Raw genomic sequence first — 17,485 nt, 5'->3', positions numbered from 1 at the left:
TCAGGAAAGATGAAATATCTGCGAAAACTCGGGATATCTATTCATCATTCCGCAGCTTTTACGGTTGGGCGTCGTGGGTTAGGGTATAAAGAAAAAGTACCTCAAGTGCTTCAGCCTTATATTCTAAAGAAAGAAGCGCACCACTGGAGTCATTGGCATCAATTACACAATCGACTGGATATTCGTACCCGTCATTTCTATCAGTTATATGATGTGAATCAGCCGAAAGAGGCATTACAAATTGAGCGATTAGACTTACTTGAAGGTGAAAAGAAAAAACTAGCAAAAATGTTTGTATCATGAAAAAAGAACCCCTTGTCCCAGTCTCTTACGCTTGTTACCAGAGCAGATAACAGGTCTAGGAACTGGATGCATGACAAGGTGGTCTTCTCCTCGATATAGAAAGAAAGTGGCTATACCTTTTCTGTTTTCCTCGGAAGACAGAAAGAGGTCGTCTTGCCTAAGGACACTACTGAATTTCTAAATCGTTGTATCCTTTTTGTTGAACGAGAGGAAGTGTTTTTGCGCGGGCAGAAACAGTAGAATCTCCCACCTCAAGCTCATGTAGAGGTAGGTGGGGGTAGTTCAATTACTACCAATGGGTTATTCATTGTTAACTATCGGTATTATTAGTCTTTTTGTAAGTAAAATGAAAAAAGTGACTAAATAAAAAGGAGCCTTAGTAAGGCCAAAGCCATCAAGGTAACAAAAATAAACCAGATGCTGAAAAGTGTTTGGTTTATTTTTATACTAAAACAAAGAATGATAGTTAATTATTTACAAATATAGTGTTGATACGATAATATTAGATTTAATATTCTGATTTCAGTGCGGTTGTTATACATGTAAGGAGGATGGAAATGGAGGAGCATAAACCGAAAGTTCTAGTATTAGGATCATGCCATATGAGCGAGCATGAAGAGTTATTATCTGATAGGAGACAAGCAGAAATCGAGGAACTTGTTTCTTTCGTGCAGAAGTTTAGTCCAACAAAAATTGCAGTCGAAGTGATTACAGATGAGAATGATAGATTGAATGAACAATTCAAACAGTACAAACTAGGTACTTACAAGTTAGTGTTGAATGAAATAGATCAAATCGGTTTTCGAATGGCTGCAAACTTACAGCATGAACAAATTTACGCAGTTGATTGGATGGGCGGAAGCGACGTTACAGATGTTTGGGAAGTGCATGGATGGGCAAAAAAGAATCAGCCACAACTTTTTGAAGAAATATTCGGTTGGGTACCCGAACTAGAATTAACAGATGATAAGAGTGTTTTAGACTTTTATAAAGAATTGAATGATCCAGTATTACTTAATAAACTACATAAATTATACGTAAACATGGCACGTATAGGTGATTTTGGTCATTACGTCGGAATGGAATGGCTAACGTGGTGGTACAAAAGAAATTTAATTATGTACTCTAATATCGCTCGTTTAATTGATTCGCCTGAAGAACGCATTTTATTTATAGTAGGTTCTTCACATTGCTCTATAGTCTCCAAGTTTCTTGAAGAAGGTGAAAATTGCGTAGTCGTATCACCACAAAATTATCTTTATGAAAATCATCATGCATTGAAGTAAAAAAGGTATCCGAGCAAACATTGCTTGGATACCTTTTTCATATTTAAAATGAACTACTCCTTCTAATCTTATAAAAAACGTAGCTTATCAATGTAGAAATACAAGAAAAAAGCAAAGCTACACTAGAAAACGCAATGATGTACATATTGTATTTCATAACTTTTCCGATGAGTTGATTGCTGTCGTATTGAAAGAGTCCTGCTACTACATTGAATAAGAATAGTACAATAAACATCGCAATTACACCGTCTACTGAACCTTCTATATCTGGCTTACTTAAAGCAATATGCGCGGAGATGCAAATCGCGATAAATAAAAATAGCCAAAACGAAGGGTTAAATAAGTTGTTCATTGTAAATAAACTTTTTAATAAAAAGAATGCTGATAAAAACATATTTTGGATCATTTCTATATTGATAGAAGTAGATTGAGTCGTTGTTTCAAGCGTATGATTAAATACAGAATACGACTCTGGTACGAAATAGTACATTAAAAGTATTAATGCAGTAATGCCAGAGAAAATGGGACCAATACCGATAAAGAAATTACCGATTCGTTGATATATATTTCCTCGGTTATATTGATGTTGTACGTAACCTAAAGCCCCGCCACTTGTATTTGTCGGAAAGAACTGAGTCGCTACAATTTTATGCCCAAATAATACGCACATAATCGCGTGTCCAAGCTCATGAATCGGAACACCAATCCACGCTGTTAAAAGGAAGCCTTTTCTTCCGAAAGCTCTCGACCAATATGTTCGTGTAAGTGATTCTAGATAGCCTAATATAAATCCGATTACAATGATGATGCCAATTAAAGAAAACAATTGGATCACGCTTGTAAGGAATATTTGAAACAGTGAGTTTGCGAATTCCATCGTCTTTCATCCAATCTTTTTATAGTGTTAAAAATATTGTTATATATATCAATTAAAAAACGACATAAAACCCCTCTTTTTAGATGGGAGAGAGCATCTGGCCATGCATAGAAGCGGTCAGGGCTCTTTTCTGCCACATGCGAAGTAAAAACAGAAAGAGCAAACGAGTGCAGGTTACTTCGTATTCTGCATAGCAGGAATTTAGATGTCGAAAAATTAAAATGGATTTATATAGCTATTTTTCATAATAGCATTATTTTTATAGATTGCTAACATATATATATTTGCTTTCGTTGTTCATTTCAAAAGAAAGATTTCATATTATTTTTCTTGTAGTCATGTTTTATGTCCGACAACATATATTGAATTTGTAACAGCTTAGAAGATATATTGCTAAGGGGGATGATAGAATGATGTGTCCGAGCTGTAATGCGGAGAATACAGATGAAGCAAAATTTTGTGAAAATTGTGGGCGGGCATTGACAGAACAAGCTGTAGAAAGCGGTGTGAAGGAAGAAGAGCAGCAATTATCACGAACGGAACCTGTACAGGCAAGTCGTTCAAATGAAACGGTAGAACAGGCAAAGCAATTTGCGAGTGGGTATTTTCAATTCTTTAAAAATGCTTTAAAAGCGCCTACAGCAATTATGAAAAGTGGACACATTGAAGTGGGAAATGGAATTGTAAGTCTTGTGCTTATTTGCTTTTTAGGAGCATGTATTTTTTATCGAATGATGAGTGCGGCGACAGCGGTTACGAGGACGCTTGTGGCGGATGTAGCTACTCCTTCATTTTTTGGAGAGTCTGCAACGGTCTTTTTCTTTTTACTAATTTTAACGATTTTTATTGGATTTATTATTTTTGTAAGTGGCAAGCTTATGAGATCATCTTTTTCTTTTTTAGAGGCACTTGGTATATGGGGAACGGTAGCGACGCCAGTTGTTGCTTTATTAGTAATAGCTTTTCTTTTTAGTTTCTTATTAATCTTTTTATTGCCACTTTTACTATGGATTGCCGTAACTTGTATGAGCATTAGTACAATTGTAGCCATATTAAAGTTAGATAGAGGTGGATTAGATCCAGTTTATACGCTTATTATCGCAAATATTTGTATTGGAATTGCAACATGGATTGTACTTTGGTCGTACATTAGGACAGTAATTGAGGCCTTAACTAGCGGATTGACAGGCTTCTAATGAGAAGGTGACTGGACGGATGAATGTATGTACAAAGTGTGGTTCACAGTTAACAGATGGTATACAATTTTGTCAAAGTTGCGGGACAGAAAGAGAAAGTATTTAAAACAGGTACAGTGGCGATCATGCTGGTGTACCTTTTTCTATTTGGACGGTAAAAAAGGGAGTAGATATTATATAAGGAATTTGTAAAGAAAAAAAGTGTTATTTAAGGCGAATTTGGAGAATGTAAAGAGTAGAGCGGAATAAAGGAGTGGTAAAGTGAACTATGTAATTATTGGCGGTGATGCAGCTGGTATGAGTGCGGCAATGCAAATTATTAGAAATGATAAAGATGCGAATGTTGTTGCACTAGAAAAAGGTGAAATATACTCATATGCACAGTGCGGGCTTCCGTACGTTATTAGCGGTGTCATTGCTTCTACTAAGAAATTAATTGCAAGAGATGTTACAGTATTTCGTGATAAATATGGGATTGATGCGAAGGTGCATCATGAGGTGACACGAATTGATACTGAAAGTAAAATTGTCCATGGTATACATACAAATACAAAAGATGTATTTCAATATAAATATGATCGGTTACTAATTGCAACGGGAGTGAGACCTGTTATGCCAGATTGGGAAGGGGGAAATCTACAAGGAGTTCACCTTTTGAAAACCATTCCAGATGCCCATAGAATACTGGAGACATTAAAAGAACAGCATGTGAAGCAAGTTACGATTATTGGTGGCGGGGCCATTGGTCTTGAAATGGCTGAAACGTTTGTAGAGCTTGGAAAAAAGGTGAGAATAATTGAGCGAAATAATCATATTGGCACACTTTATGATGCTGATATGGCAGCCTATATACATGAAGAAGCAGCGAAGCATCATATTGAAATTTTAACAAATGAAAATGTGAAAGCTTTTACAGGAAAAGGAAAAGTAGAATGGATTGAAACAGGCAAAGGAACATATAAAACAGATCTTGTATTAGTGTCAGTTGGTGTAAAACCGAATACAGATTTTCTTGAAGGGACCAATATACGCACAAATAACAAAGGGGCTATAGAAGTAAATGCCTATATGCAAACAAGTGTTGAAGACATTTATGCAGCTGGAGATTGCGCAACGCACTATCATCTGATAAAAGAAACTCAAGATCATATTCCGATCGGTACTACTGCGAATAAGCAAGGTCGGCTTGCCGGACTCAATATGATTGATAAAAGAAGATCATTTAAAGGAACTCTCGGAACTAGTATTATCAAATTTATGGGGCTCACATTAGCGAGAACGGGTTTAAACGAAAAAGAAGCAAGTGGACTGAAAATACCATATAAAACGGTGAAAATAGATTCAACAAATATGGCCGGTTATTATCCAAGTGCCACACCACTGTATGTGAAATTAGTATACAGGTCTGATACAAAGCAATTATTAGGCGGACAAGTAATTGGAGAAGAAGGCGTGGATAAACGAATTGATGTCATCGCAATGGCACTATTTCATAAAATGAGCATTCATGATTTAGAGGATGTCGATTTAAGTTATTCGCCGCCATACAACAGTGTTTGGGATCCAATTCAACAAGCAGCAAGGCGAGCGGAATAGCACTTTTACAGAAGTGCTATTTTTCGTTTTGAAAACATCAAATTATAAAAAAGAGATCGGAAATCATATTTTTCCTTGAAAAAGGTAGTGCTTATCCATTATATTTTCATATAGTATTTATTTTTTTCATACATAAGAAGTAAGATTTATAGACAAAAGGCTAGCAATGAATGGTGCAGGAGGATCAGAAATGTCGATAAATATGAAAACAGTAGAAGAATGGATTGTAGAATCAAATGCAAGACAAGAGGAGGACTTTGGAGAAGTTGTCCAAGAAATGAAGGAATTATGTATTGCGATTGATAACGCTACATTAATTTACCCGAAACATGTATTTTGTTTTGGAAAAAAAGCTGAGGTATTCTTTTTCTTCCAAGATCATGTTGTCGTTGGTCAGGAGCAAGAAGAATATATTCAAGTTGAAAAATTAAAGTACGAAGATATTACAGATACAAGCCTGAAAACAAATGATAAAAATACAATATTACAGCTAGAGTTCTCTAACGGAAAATCTATTATGCTAGATAGTTTAAATGATAATTGTGGCGCGAAGAATTGGCTGTTTGCAAGACAGATTAAAAGTATATTCAAATTGCTTTAGTAGTGAAAGCAGACCTTAGGAGGTCTGCTTTTTCATTTACAGCCTACTATACAAAGGCAGCCTTTTTCCTCATGAAATTCTACATGCTGAAATCCAGTAGTATAAAAAAGGTTCACTAATTCTTCCGTTGTTTTAAATTTTTGCATATGATAATTGATTTTAAAGGTTTCAGCAACAATTAGAAAAGAACCATTTGGTTTTAGCACGCGGAAAACTTCTTGTATATCATTCTTTAAATCAGGCCAAAAATAATGGGTTTGAAAGGCAGTAATAAGATCGAAAAAGTTATCACGAAATGGAATAGAAGATACGCTTGCTTGATGAATCATTACCTTTTCATTTTTTACATCTTTTATATTGGTTTTTATTGAATTCTCGACAGCTTTTTCCGAGTAATCAATCCCGTATATTTTTCCGGCGGGATTCATCTTGGAAAGGGTATGTATCGTTTTACCGCCGCCGCAGCCAACATCTAGTATGACTGCATCTTTACGTACATTTATTTTTTGCAAACCCCAATTTGTTAATCTTGTATGTGCAGTATTCATAATACAAAGCATGGAAGAACCGATAGAACCTCTAGGGTTTTTAGCCTGTTCAATTAATTTTTGTAATACGCTCAACCTTATCTCTCCTTATATATATGAAATGAAATTCCTAAATTTGCATATTCGCTTTAGATAATTCAAATCCTTTAAAAAAATCTGCCCTATGCTAGTACAATGTACGAAGCATAGGGCAGATTTTTAACTATGCAAATACCCTTTTAACCAAGTGCGAGGGCGATGGAAACCAACGGGAATTTGAATAAGAGTGGTTTTTCGAGTTGTATCAATTTCATATAATGTATCACAAAGGTTGACATCAAAGCCTAAGAGCGGGTGCCCTCCCATGCCCATTGAAGAGGCAGCTAAGACGAGCCTATGAACAAGTATACCGGCTTCCATTTGTTGAATCCGATACCCTCTATATCCAAAATCATTTTTCAAATAATCTTTATTACCTATTACATGCAGACAGAGTGGTACTTGGAAGAGGTTCACATTATCCATAGTCATACCTGAATGTAGAGGATAACGAAGGTCCCCGGTTTGAATCTGTCCTAATGTGTGTGTGTTGCTGTCATAGGAATAGGCACCATTTGGTATGCCGTCTACGTTATAAAAGCATCCATACAGTGAGACGCGTGCTTTTGGATGAATATGTTTTCCGTCTAAATCATTTTGATAAGGAAAAGAAAGACATGCTTCTTGAAGTAAGGCAGCTAGTTGTGTTTGATTTAATTTCTTTAAGGAAAAATCTACATCAGGTGAATAACGCTTTTGGCAAACAGTTGCGAAATCGTATGATAATCGCTGCAGCTTGGGTAGTGCTAAAGTTTGTGTGTGATGTGGAGCCGTTGTTTCTTCTGTCACAGTTCGAAACTGCTCTGTTGATTCTAGTATGGATGCTGCATTCATTTTGGTTATAATGGGATACTCGGTAATATTTTTGGAGCGAACAAAGTGTTCATGTTGCAGAAGAGGAATCTGCCCTGACAGCTCATAAGATGTAACATTTACGCCGGATCTGTTATCTTGGTAAAACCATGTATCGGCATATTGAGTGGATAATGGAATAACTGCATACACACTTTCCTCTTGTTCATGTAGTCCAAGTAAATGATTAATTGCTCGATCTAGAAATTGATAATACACACCAGATGTATAGCCGAATTGTTTAGAGGATTCTAGTAATTGACCAATGAGGACACCGGTATCTAGACCTTGGAGACGATAAGAAAAATTATTATATTTAAAGAAGTTTTTCCAAAACATTGTTGATACAAAGGCGGCACCAAAACAAGCGGATAGATTGCAGCGATTTCCGAGTGCCTCCGTGAGATAAGAGTCAAAGTTTCCTTCGCGCAGTAAAACAAGGCGATGATGTGCTGCGTCATAATGGTAGATTCCATGTGGGTAATGACTGAGCTTTAAATATACATATAATTCATTTGGATATAAAGCTCCGCCAGAAGGAATAAATCTTCGAAATATACTTGCTGAGTTTTGCTCTTCTAAGTCGAAAGAAGGCTGGCACAATTGAGTGAGACCAAATGTATACCAGAGACAATGCCCGATTTGCTCTAGAGTAGGCTCACTAGACATATTTTGATCTCGCAGTGTTAACGGTACGTCTAAAGAAAGAGGAATGACGGGTAAATTTCGGTATAATTTATAGGGAAGCGGTGCATCGTCCCAGTCAACTTCCTTATTTTGAAACATAATTTCATCGATAGAAAAATGTAAATGGTGTAGAAATATTTCTAGTTGCATCAACAATCGGCCTCCTTATTAGGAATACCCCTACCTCAATATTTAACAAAAGCAAAGGAAGAGAGGTAGGGGACAGAGAAAGTTTTACTGATTAACGTTTCACTTTATCGTAGCTTATGGAAATGGGTGTGGATGTTTGTTCAGTTGTTCAAATGTAAGTGGCTCATCGGTATATCTAAGTTTCATTGGTACGGTAAGTGCTCTTTGTAGTCCTGTTGTGCGAGTGAGATGATGACCGAATGTCATTGGTAACATACCAGGAATCAGTACTTTCACACAAGATAATCCATTTTTCTCTATGAGAGGAACAGTCTGGTCAATGACGATGACTTCAAGGCCTGATTGGTGTAATCGATCTAAAAGATGGCGCAAATCTGAAGTTAAATCTCTATCGGTAGATTTTAGATGATTCATTTGTAGAAATGTTTTTTGTACAGTGCGATCGTCGTTTAATAAAAAATGAAGGCGTTCTTCGGCCTCTGGTAAGCCATATAGCATACTATGATCTTCCATTTGGCTGACAAGATAAGGATCATGTAAACATTGTTCGTATTTTTGTCTGTTTGCTTCCAAGTTTTCATCCATGATAAGCAACATACCTGCTAATTCATGGATCGCATTTTTAATAGCCCGTAGTGGTTCCATATGGGCACCGCCTGCACAGACGAGATTCATTCCATCTTGTTTTGTATTTTTGGCAATAGCCCATATGCTTGGAATACCGTGCTCCATCGTTGCATCAAAAACATGTAAATCATAGCCTGTAATCGTGCGCATTCGTTCGATCATCCATTGTAATTCCACATCGTCCGCAGAAGCTAGATCAAGGCGGGGAAGTGGCAATTGTGCATACCAAGTTAGCAAGAAAGCATCGCGTTCGACGATTTCTAAAATACCATGGAAAATCGCTTCTTCTAAACTGCCTCCAATTGCACAGCCGTTTGAAGTTTCGTAGACAAAGGCGTCTCTATGTCCTAGACTATAATACGCAATAGATTCCGGGACTAAAACTGGACGGTTTTGTAATAAAGAATACGCCCATACCCAATCTTGAGGGTAATCAGGATCAAATGGTTTGAACGGGAAGTCTGCTCTTCTATAATGTTCAGCTGTATGTACACCAATTGTGAGAGGATTGATGGCAGTATCTTCGAAATCTCGGTAACTACCATGAACATTTGTCCGTTTCCCGCGAGGCGCCATTCCGCAATATCTTTCTAATCCTTCTAAAATAGCCGTTGCCTCGCTAATTGCGAACGAATGTGTTCGACCTGCAACTCCTTCATTACCGAGGAGTAACGGCATATTTACAATGACATCAGCGAATGGTAATAAGGTATGTTGCATTTTCCCGTTTAAAAGTCCAGTCCGATAATCTAAATAATCTTTAGCCAAAAATGTATTTAAATCTTTGATAGAACGACACCGGTAACTTGCATCGTTCGTTTTAAAGCTTGGTTGTAGCGAAAGTGAGGCAGCCGCTGCAGAGTCGTCACGTATTGTACTACACACCGGGCATAGAGGATCGGGAAGAAATGGATGACGTGAAGCTTGGAATGTTTGCAAGTTAAGAAAAATTAGCTCTTCAGCTAAAGAGGTATGCCCTTTGGATAGTATCTTTTCTGTTTCAGCATGAATAAGGTGGCACATTTGCAGTAATCCAGTTTGTGTTGCACATATATCTCGCTGTATGACATCATCTGTTTTTAAGGAATATTTCCGTTGTAATTGCCACATTTCTTTTTGGTCAAAGCTAGCGATAAAACGTCTTGCATCAGCACAATGGGAACATCCCGGTTGATTCGGCCTAACATAAGGGCCAATAATCCCTTCACCAAATGAAGTAAAGCCACGAAGCCAAGGGATGTTAGCAGAGCGAAAGATTTCTTCAGCTGTATGATGTATAGAGAGAGGAGAACCATCGTGTAATACGAGAGCGAGATGAATATTTTCAGGGAGGCATTCTTCAAGTGTATGTCGATGAATGATAGGATAGTGAACAGATAATTGCTGATTTACATAGTCTGCAAGTAGGCCATCTCCTACAATTAATATTTTACGATCCATCAGTCTACCTCCTCTTTTATTACCACACCAATTACACCGCCTAATCCTTCTTGTAAAAATGGTTCAATTGCTAGATCGAGGACGTAGGGGTGAAGATTATGTTCTTTTAAATGCTGTAAGGCCAATTGTAAAGAATTTAACTGTGGAATCTCTTCTTCTTCTTGTATTTCAATTCTAAATGAATCTGCATCATGTAAAAGGACAGATGAATCCCATAATATAGTAGAGTTATAGGGGACATCTTGGTTCTGGATATGGAGTAGTGCTTGTTGTAATGCGCTTCTTAGTGCTAATGTCACATTTAGATTGGCACTGCCATACCACTGGTTGTTTACGCGGACCCAAACAACAGGGAAACCTAGTATTTCTTCACCAATTCCTATTTCTGGCGTCCCGTGTACGACGCGGAGTGCATCTAAGTAAAAGCGGCAATGTTTATCATGAATTTCTGTTAATTGTAGTGGCATAATTTCTTCAGTTTGACTTTGTTTCCTTGTACTCAATGTGTGTGCTAAATAATTTTGTAATGAGCGATACACCCCTTCTAACATTGTTTCTCCAGCTCCAATTCCGATAAAATCATCTTGTTCAGGAAGAAGAAAGTCAATCATTTGAGTTACGTATGCTTCAATTCCAGTTAGGCCTGCTTCGCGCCTTGCTTCGTTATGAGTCAATCCGCCGCAAATGATAGTAGGGAGGAGCGTAGTAGGTCCTTCTGATAATGGATTTGCGACTTGAATATAACATTGAGACAACGGTAATTGCTGTAAGTCTCGTTCATCCCATATATGAAAAATGCCAGAAGTGCTTGAAGTTAACTTGTCAAAAAAACGAAAAAGGTCATTCGAATGATTTGGGTTTGCATGTCGTTCGAGAGTTGTATCAAGGTCTTGTATCATCTCTATCGTAAAGCTTTTAGTGGCTATAAGCGGATGTTTAATAAAATGATGCCAATTGCCTTCAAGCGTTTCTAGATTTAGTAAAAAGAATTGCTTGTTTTTCTCCCTGCTTGAAGCACCTGTAACATGTTTAAATAGCTCAAAAACAATAATATTTGCTAACATAGCGCCAGCAATTGGAGAGAAGGGTTCTGGTGATTGATCTTGTTGAAGGGCGGTTTCATGCATACGGTGCCATGCTGATTCCCAACATTCTTCAGAATCTGAAGTAATGACAGGGCCTGCCAAACCGACTTGCTGCAAATATAGAGCAGGAATTAAGTTTTTCTTTTCTTCTCTACAAATTGTGTGCAGAGCTCGTAGTTTTTCAATATTGCTATTTTGAGATACATATAGAATCCAATCAAAAGGCTGGAAAACTTCCTGCAAAGAACAATCTCTCGTTGTATCTATTTCATGAACACATACATCTTGATCGGTAGCGTGGGCTTTTTGGATCAGTTCGTTTAGCCGAGAGCGATTTGTTGCATCAGCATCAGTAATAAGATAGTGAAATTCGGGTAAACCAGATTCAAGTAAAGAAGAAATTAATGAAGTGAAAATAGAACCAGATCCAATTGCTAAAACTTTAGCTTGTCGGTACATTTGAAATTTTAGGGCACCGGAGTGAGAGGATGTCTCTAAAAATTCAATTTGTGATGCGTACCTTTCAAGTAATGTATCCTCTAATTGATGAGGAGAATCTTGACTTACATCTCGGACAAAACCATTTTGGTACAAAAGCTCTCCAATTTCAAATACCCTATTTTGATAAGGGAGGGGGAGGCCATTTGTTAGTTCTTCCAAAGTCTGACCCCCATTAAACATAGGCATTAATTTTTCAATCCATTCATAAATACCGTTACCTTCCATTCGGAACGAACTGGAGTTATTTCTAAAATAGACACCCCCGTTTGAGTCGGGGAGGAAAACGGTATCTTTGTTCATTTTTAGTTTTGAGGAAGCTGGCAGAGCACTCATTGTATTCCTCCTTATGAGCTAATTTTTCTAGGCGCACATTATTAGTGTATGTACTGTGATTTGTCCCTTATGAATTCGTTAATGTCTGTGTAATAAAAAAGGCTGCATGAAAGATCGAATACATCGATTCTTTCATGCAGCCAGTATGATTTAGAAAGTCTATCAACCTTCTAATAATAATGATTTTGGATCTTCAAGCATATCTTTCACAGCAACAAGGAAGCTAACTGCTTCTTTACCATCAACAATACGGTGATCGTAAGATAGTGCAAGGTACATCATTGGACGGTTTTCCATACGCTCGTTATCGATTGCAACTGGGCGTACTTGGATTTTATGCATTCCTAGAATACCTACTTGTGGGCTGTTTAGGATTGGTGTCGACATTAGAGAACCGAACACGCCACCGTTTGTAATTGTAAATGTACCACCTTGTAATTCTTTTAATGAAAGTTTGTTATCGCGTGCTTTTTTACCTAATTCACGAATTTCGCTTTCGATTTCAGCGAAGTTCAATTGGTTAGCATCGCGTACAACTGGAACAACTAATCCATCTGGAGCTGCTACTGCAATACCGATATCATAGAATTTTTTAATGATAAGCTCGTCGCCTTGAATTTCAGCATTTAATAATGGGAATTGTTTTAATGCTGCAACAACTGCTTTTGTGAAGAATGACATAAAGCCAAGACGTACATCATGTTTTTTCTCGAAAGCATCTTTGCGTTCTTTACGTAATTCCATGATTGCACTCATATCAACTTCGTTAAATGTAGTTAACATAGCAGATGTTTGTTGAACTTCTACAAGACGTTTTGCAATTGTTTGACGGCGGCGGGACATTTTCACGCGCTCAACTGGTTTTTCGAATTCAGTTTTTGCAACTGGAGCTGGACTTTGTTTTGGAGCAGCCGGTGCTTCTTTCGGTGCTGCAGCGTGAGCTTGTACATCATGTGGTCTCACACGTCCAAGTGGATCTGTGCTACGTACATCGTTTAAGTCGATTCCTAATTCACGTGCCATTTTTCTAGCAGCAGGTGATGCGATAGGGCGGTCTGTATTTGGAAGACCTTGTAAAGTTGTTGTACTTGGTGCAGCACTTGGAGCCGCAGCTTTTGGTGCTTCAGTAACTTCTTGTTTTGGTTGTTCTGGAGCTGCTGCTGGAGCAGGTGTGCTTACTGCTGCTGCGCCGTTTGCATCTAAAATAGCGATAGTAGCGCCAACGTCAACTGTATCCCCAGGTTCTCCTAGTAGTTGTGTTACAATACCTGAATCTTCTGCAATGATTTCTACATTGACTTTATCCGTCTCAAGCTCAACAACGCTGCCACCTTTCTCAACTTTGTCGCCTACGTTGATAAGCCATTGTGAAATAGTTCCTTCGGTAATAGATTCTGCAAGCTCAGGTACTTTAATTTCGATCATTTTAAATGTCCTCCCCTTATTTGCCTAACGGTGTGTTTTGTCTTCTTTTTTCTTCGGTAATCTCCAGTTTTTAGCTCGACTTGGGCAGAAGTTCCTTGGAGAAATTCTACCCAAGTGAGCAAGTAAAACTTATTTTTCCTTTTAGTTGCTGTAAACTTCGATTTCTTGTTTATCTTGACGGAAGTTGTATTTCACGTCTAAAGTGTGTGCAACAATTAGTTCTTGCTCAGCTTTATGAGCAAATGGATCGCCACCTGATGGGCTAGAACGATCAGGGCGTCCAATGTATCCTGTTTTCACTTTATCGCCAGCTAGTTCGAACAGAATTGGAGCCATGTAATGCCATGCGCCCATATTACGAGGTTCTTCTTGAACCCAAATGATTTCTTCTAAGTTTTTAAAGCGCTTCATAATAGATTGAACTTTTTCAGCAGGGAATGGGTACAATTGCTCAATACGAACGATATGAAGTTCATCTAAATTGTACTCATGTTTACCATTTTCGATTTCTGCTGCTAAATCAATTGCCATTTTACCTGTAGTTAAAACAAGACGTTTTACTTTGTTTGGTTTTGTACCAAGGTTTTCTTGTTCTAAAGCAGGTTGGAAATGTCCTTCACTTAACTGGCTACCTGTTGAAAGTGTAAGTGGGTGACGTAATAAGCTTTTCGGCGTCATAATTACTAACGGTCGAACAGCTTCTGTTCCTAAGATAGATGCTTGACGGCGCAAGATATGGAAGTATTGTGCCGCACTTGTTAAGTTTGCAACTGTCCAGTTGTTTTCTGCAGCTAATTGTAGGAAACGTTCTGGACGAGCGCTAGAGTGCTCTGGTCCTTGACCTTCATAACCGTGAGGTAATAGAAGAACTAGACCTGATTTTTGACCCCATTTTGCTCTTCCTGCTGAAACATATTGATCAAATAATGCTTGTGCAGTATTTGAGAAGTCACCGTATTGTGCTTCCCACATAACAAGAGTTTCTGGAGCGAACACATTGTAACCATATTCATAACCAACAACAGCAGCCTCTGATAACGGACTGTTATGAACAGAGAATGATGCGTTAATATTAGGCAAACGATGTAACGGTGAATATGTTTCGTTTGTTTCTGTATCATGTAATACGATATGACGGTGTGCGAACGTACCACGTTGTGAATCTTGACCAGTTAAACGAATTGGCGTACCTTCTTGTAAAATAGAAGCGAATGCTAACGATTCAGCAAGTGCCCACTCAATTTTACCGTTCTCTTCAAGAGCATCTTTACGGCGCTCAAGAATTTTCTTCACTTTCGGATATACGTTAAAGCCTTCAGGCCAAGTTAAAAGACCTTCATTAATTGTACGAAGTGTGTCAAGCGAAATACTAGTATCAATCGGTTGAATTCCTCTTGCAACAACGTCTGGAACTTTAACGTGAATTGCTGCATCACCCGTATCAGCTGGTGGTACTTGTGCGTATTCAGCTTTTAATTGTTCTTGAATAAACTGCGTAATTGTTTCAACCTCATCTGCATTTAGAACGCCTTCAGCTTGTAATTGATCTGCATAAATCGCTCTTACAGTTGGGTGCTTTTTAATTTTCTTATAAACTTGTGGTTGTGTAACCGCTGGATCATCCATTTCATTATGACCATAGCGACGATAACCGATTAAGTCGATTAAGAAATCTTTCTTGAAACGCATGCGATATTGAATCGCAAGGTTAGCAGCAGCAAGACAAGCTTCAGGGTCATCAGCGTTCACATGAACAATCGGAATATCGAACCCTTTAGCAAGGTCACTTGAATATTTTGTAGAACGAGAATCATAGCTATCTGTTGTAAAACCAACTGCGTTATTTGCAATAACATGAATTGTTCCGCCAGTTTGATATGCGTTTAATCTGCTTAAGTTCAATGTTTCAGATACGATACCTTGACCAGGGAATGCAGCATCACCATGAACTAAAATTACGAAAGATTTTGAAACATCTTGCTCAGGATAACCAGATGTTTTGCGATTTTCTTGAGCAGCACGTGCATAACCTTCAACAACTGGGTTAACAAATTCAAGGTGACTTGGATTGTTCGCTAATGTAACACGTGTATGTGCATCTTCAGAGCCAACAACTTGTTCTCTACCTAAATGGTATTTTACGTCGCCAGTCCAGCCAGCATTACTATTTACACCTTCTATAGTTGCATGTTTAAACTCAGCGAACATGTGACTATATGGTTTTTCTAATACGTGAGCGAGAACGCTTAGACGGCCGCGGTGAGCCATACCAATCATTACGTCGTTTACGCCGGCTTTAGTACCTTCAGCAATAACTTCATCCAGTACAGGCACAAGCATATCGACGCCTTCTATAGAGAAACGTTTTTGCCCAACAAATGTTTTATGCAAAAATTGCTCGAAACTTTCAACCGCTGTTAAGCGTTTTAAGAGAGCAGTTCGTTTTTTATTTGTTAATGGTTGACGCAAGGAATTTGATTCCACCATTTGATGCAACCACGCGCGTTCTTCACTATCTTGTACATGAGAAAATTCATAGGCTAAAGATTTTGTATAAACATCTTTTAATCTATGAATTACATCAAGAGCTGTGTGAATACCATTTGGTGCATCTGGCCATACTGTTTTTGCTGGAATCGCTTTCAAATCTGCATCACTTAATTCGTGCATTAATGTGTGGATGAGAGATTGTCCATCAGCAGGATCTTCCATTGGATTAATATGAGCCGATAGATGCCCGAATGAGCGGATATTCTCTACAACTTGCACTGCTTTAAGAATTTTTTCAATGTTTCCTGTACTTTGAGGAGAAAAATTTGTTTCCTTGTTGTCCCCTGTTACGACATCTGCTTGGAATGGAGGAGCTCCAAAAGTTGCGAAAAGCTCTTGTAATTCCGGATCAACAGAACCTTCTCCCGTCACGTAACGATCATACTGTTCAATAACATAGCCAAGGTTCGGACCATGGAATTTGGCCCAAGGGTTTGTCGTTGTATTCTTCCTCGTCATTTGATTAAACCTCCCAATGCATGTAATCCTTTTTTTTATACAAAAAGGATGCATTTTGCTCTTTTCATAATTGATGAACCAGTAATGAATGTAAATGTTATCTTTACTCATATGTTATTACAATAATTTACATAATACCAAACATTATTACTTATCCGTTTTGTAAAAAAACATTCACAATTACTTATCACCTAAGTTAATCTTTCATGTTGTAAACTAATTTTAAGGAAAAAATAGGTGAATTCATTTGGTACACCTGTATTTAAAACGAAAGTCATCGGATTAAGATACAAGTTTAATTGTTAGAATTTTTCAACAAAAATACATTTGATTTATGTATATTAAAATAATAAGCGCTTTCAAGAATATTATACAACAATATAACGGAATATAGTATAAAAAATAAAAAATTATGAATTTATCATAAACTTTATTTCGATAGTGTTAAATATTGAAAGAAAAAATGAAGTATTTGTTTATATGTGGTGATTATAAATTAAAAATGGTTGATAAATCGTCCGTTTTTGCAAATATAGAGGAAAAATGCTTGAAAACGGTAAACGCATTTTATTCATATGTGAGAAAGAATGAAATATTTTAAAAAGATAAAGGGCATATAACAATATTAATTTTTCCTAATGATGAATGATTGCTATAGTAAATTTCTTTATGTAGATTAAGTAATGATGAAATGAAATATCTTAACAGAATAGTTTAGGGTGTTCTTATTTGTTATTATTCTCCATTTCTATGATATTCAATAATGATTTAAAATGAAAAATTGGCTATATATACATCAATTAAAAAACCGACATAAAACTCCTCTTTTTAGATGAGAGAGAGGATCTGGCCATGCATAGAAGCGGTCAGTGCCTTTTTCAGCCACATGCG

Annotated in this window: 12 protein-coding genes and 1 pseudogene; 6 read left to right on the top strand and 7 right to left on the bottom strand. The window is 37.4% G+C overall.

Annotated elements, in window-relative coordinates; all coding sequences use genetic code 11:
- Both COO03_RS18785 and COO03_RS18780 read left to right on the top strand, forming a co-directional pair.
- Nucleotides 1-303: pseudogene (locus tag COO03_RS18785) on the top strand (IS200/IS605 family accessory protein TnpB-related protein); the annotation flags it as partial.
- A gap of 557 nt (nucleotides 304-860) precedes the next feature.
- Nucleotides 861-1,589, top strand: coding sequence for a DUF5694 domain-containing protein (locus COO03_RS18780; protein WP_097898612.1), 729 nt, complete (start codon nucleotides 861-863; stop codon nucleotides 1,587-1,589).
- A gap of 43 nt (nucleotides 1,590-1,632) precedes the next feature.
- On the opposite strand, the gene COO03_RS18775 is transcribed toward COO03_RS18780, so the two are convergent.
- Nucleotides 1,633-2,466 (bottom strand): hypothetical protein, encoded by an 834-nt coding sequence (locus tag COO03_RS18775; RefSeq protein ID WP_097898611.1) that lies wholly within the window; start codon nucleotides 2,464-2,466, stop codon nucleotides 1,633-1,635.
- A 410-nt stretch (nucleotides 2,467-2,876) separates the two neighbouring features.
- On the opposite strand from COO03_RS18775, the gene COO03_RS18770 reads away from it, so the two are divergent.
- From COO03_RS18770 to COO03_RS18755, 4 genes are all read left to right on the top strand, one after another.
- Nucleotides 2,877-3,662 (top strand): zinc ribbon domain-containing protein, encoded by a 786-nt coding sequence (locus COO03_RS18770; protein WP_097898610.1) that lies wholly within the window; start codon nucleotides 2,877-2,879, stop codon nucleotides 3,660-3,662.
- Between the two features lie 19 nt (nucleotides 3,663-3,681).
- Nucleotides 3,682-3,768 (top strand): zinc-ribbon domain-containing protein, encoded by an 87-nt coding sequence (locus tag COO03_RS18765; protein ID WP_097898609.1) that lies wholly within the window; start codon nucleotides 3,682-3,684, stop codon nucleotides 3,766-3,768.
- Nucleotides 3,769-3,923: 155 nt separating this feature from the next.
- Nucleotides 3,924-5,258 (top strand): FAD-dependent oxidoreductase, encoded by a 1,335-nt coding sequence (locus COO03_RS18760; RefSeq protein WP_097898608.1) that lies wholly within the window; start codon nucleotides 3,924-3,926, stop codon nucleotides 5,256-5,258.
- Nucleotides 5,259-5,448: 190 nt separating this feature from the next.
- Nucleotides 5,449-5,859, top strand: coding sequence for a DUF3908 family protein (locus COO03_RS18755; RefSeq protein ID WP_097898607.1), 411 nt, complete (start codon nucleotides 5,449-5,451; stop codon nucleotides 5,857-5,859).
- Nucleotides 5,860-5,891: 32 nt separating this feature from the next.
- Here the strand turns inward: COO03_RS18755 and COO03_RS18750 are convergent, their stop codons facing one another.
- The 6 genes from COO03_RS18750 to COO03_RS18725 form a co-directional block, all read right to left on the bottom strand.
- Nucleotides 5,892-6,482 (bottom strand): class I SAM-dependent methyltransferase, encoded by a 591-nt coding sequence (locus tag COO03_RS18750; protein WP_097898606.1) that lies wholly within the window; start codon nucleotides 6,480-6,482, stop codon nucleotides 5,892-5,894.
- 123 nt (nucleotides 6,483-6,605) lie between these two features.
- The gene (locus COO03_RS18745; protein ID WP_097898605.1) at nucleotides 6,606-8,174 is read right to left on the bottom strand and encodes a SagB family peptide dehydrogenase; all 1,569 of its coding nucleotides are present in this window, start codon (nucleotides 8,172-8,174) and stop codon (nucleotides 6,606-6,608) included.
- 114 nt (nucleotides 8,175-8,288) lie between these two features.
- Nucleotides 8,289-10,241 (bottom strand): TOMM precursor leader peptide-binding protein, encoded by a 1,953-nt coding sequence (locus COO03_RS18740; RefSeq protein ID WP_097898604.1) that lies wholly within the window; start codon nucleotides 10,239-10,241, stop codon nucleotides 8,289-8,291.
- Nucleotides 10,241-12,160: a putative thiazole-containing bacteriocin maturation protein gene (locus tag COO03_RS18735; protein ID WP_097898603.1), complete on the bottom strand. Its 1,920-nt coding sequence runs from the start codon at nucleotides 12,158-12,160 to the stop codon at nucleotides 10,241-10,243. Before COO03_RS18735 ends, COO03_RS18740 begins: the two co-directional genes overlap by 1 nt.
- A gap of 162 nt (nucleotides 12,161-12,322) precedes the next feature.
- A complete protein-coding gene (odhB, locus tag COO03_RS18730) occupies nucleotides 12,323-13,585 on the bottom strand; it encodes a 2-oxoglutarate dehydrogenase complex dihydrolipoyllysine-residue succinyltransferase (protein WP_097898602.1) in 1,263 nt (420 codons plus the stop codon).
- 141 nt (nucleotides 13,586-13,726) lie between these two features.
- Nucleotides 13,727-16,594, bottom strand: coding sequence for a 2-oxoglutarate dehydrogenase E1 component (locus COO03_RS18725; protein ID WP_097898601.1), 2,868 nt, complete (start codon nucleotides 16,592-16,594; stop codon nucleotides 13,727-13,729).
- Between the last annotated feature and the right edge of the window lie 891 nt (nucleotides 16,595-17,485).

Source organism: Bacillus sp. AFS098217 (assembly GCF_002551815.1).
Lineage (GTDB): Bacteria > Bacillota > Bacilli > Bacillales > Bacillaceae_G > Bacillus_A.
The sequence above is the reverse complement of the archived record's forward strand: the minus strand, read 5'-3'. Positions and strand labels throughout refer to the sequence as shown.

Bases quoted from the DNA above. Each gene is read 5' to 3' on its own strand.
- COO03_RS18735 (WP_097898603.1), bottom strand. From the start codon at position 12,160: ATGAGTGCTCTGCCAGCTTCCTCAAAACTAAAAATGAACAAAGATACC.
- COO03_RS18740 (WP_097898604.1), bottom strand. From the start codon at position 10,241: ATGGATCGTAAAATATTAATTGTAGGAGATGGCCTACTTGCAGACTAT.
- COO03_RS18765 (WP_097898609.1), top strand. From the start codon at position 3,682: ATGAATGTATGTACAAAGTGTGGTTCACAGTTAACAGATGGTATACAA.
- COO03_RS18755 (WP_097898607.1), top strand. From the start codon at position 5,449: ATGTCGATAAATATGAAAACAGTAGAAGAATGGATTGTAGAATCAAAT.
- COO03_RS18775 (WP_097898611.1), bottom strand. From the start codon at position 2,466: ATGGAATTCGCAAACTCACTGTTTCAAATATTCCTTACAAGCGTGATC.
- odhB (WP_097898602.1), bottom strand. From the start codon at position 13,585: ATGATCGAAATTAAAGTACCTGAGCTTGCAGAATCTATTACCGAAGGA.
- COO03_RS18780 (WP_097898612.1), top strand. From the start codon at position 861: ATGGAGGAGCATAAACCGAAAGTTCTAGTATTAGGATCATGCCATATG.
- COO03_RS18725 (WP_097898601.1), bottom strand. From the start codon at position 16,594: ATGACGAGGAAGAATACAACGACAAACCCTTGGGCCAAATTCCATGGT.
- COO03_RS18745 (WP_097898605.1), bottom strand. From the start codon at position 8,174: ATGCAACTAGAAATATTTCTACACCATTTACATTTTTCTATCGATGAA.
- COO03_RS18770 (WP_097898610.1), top strand. From the start codon at position 2,877: ATGATGTGTCCGAGCTGTAATGCGGAGAATACAGATGAAGCAAAATTT.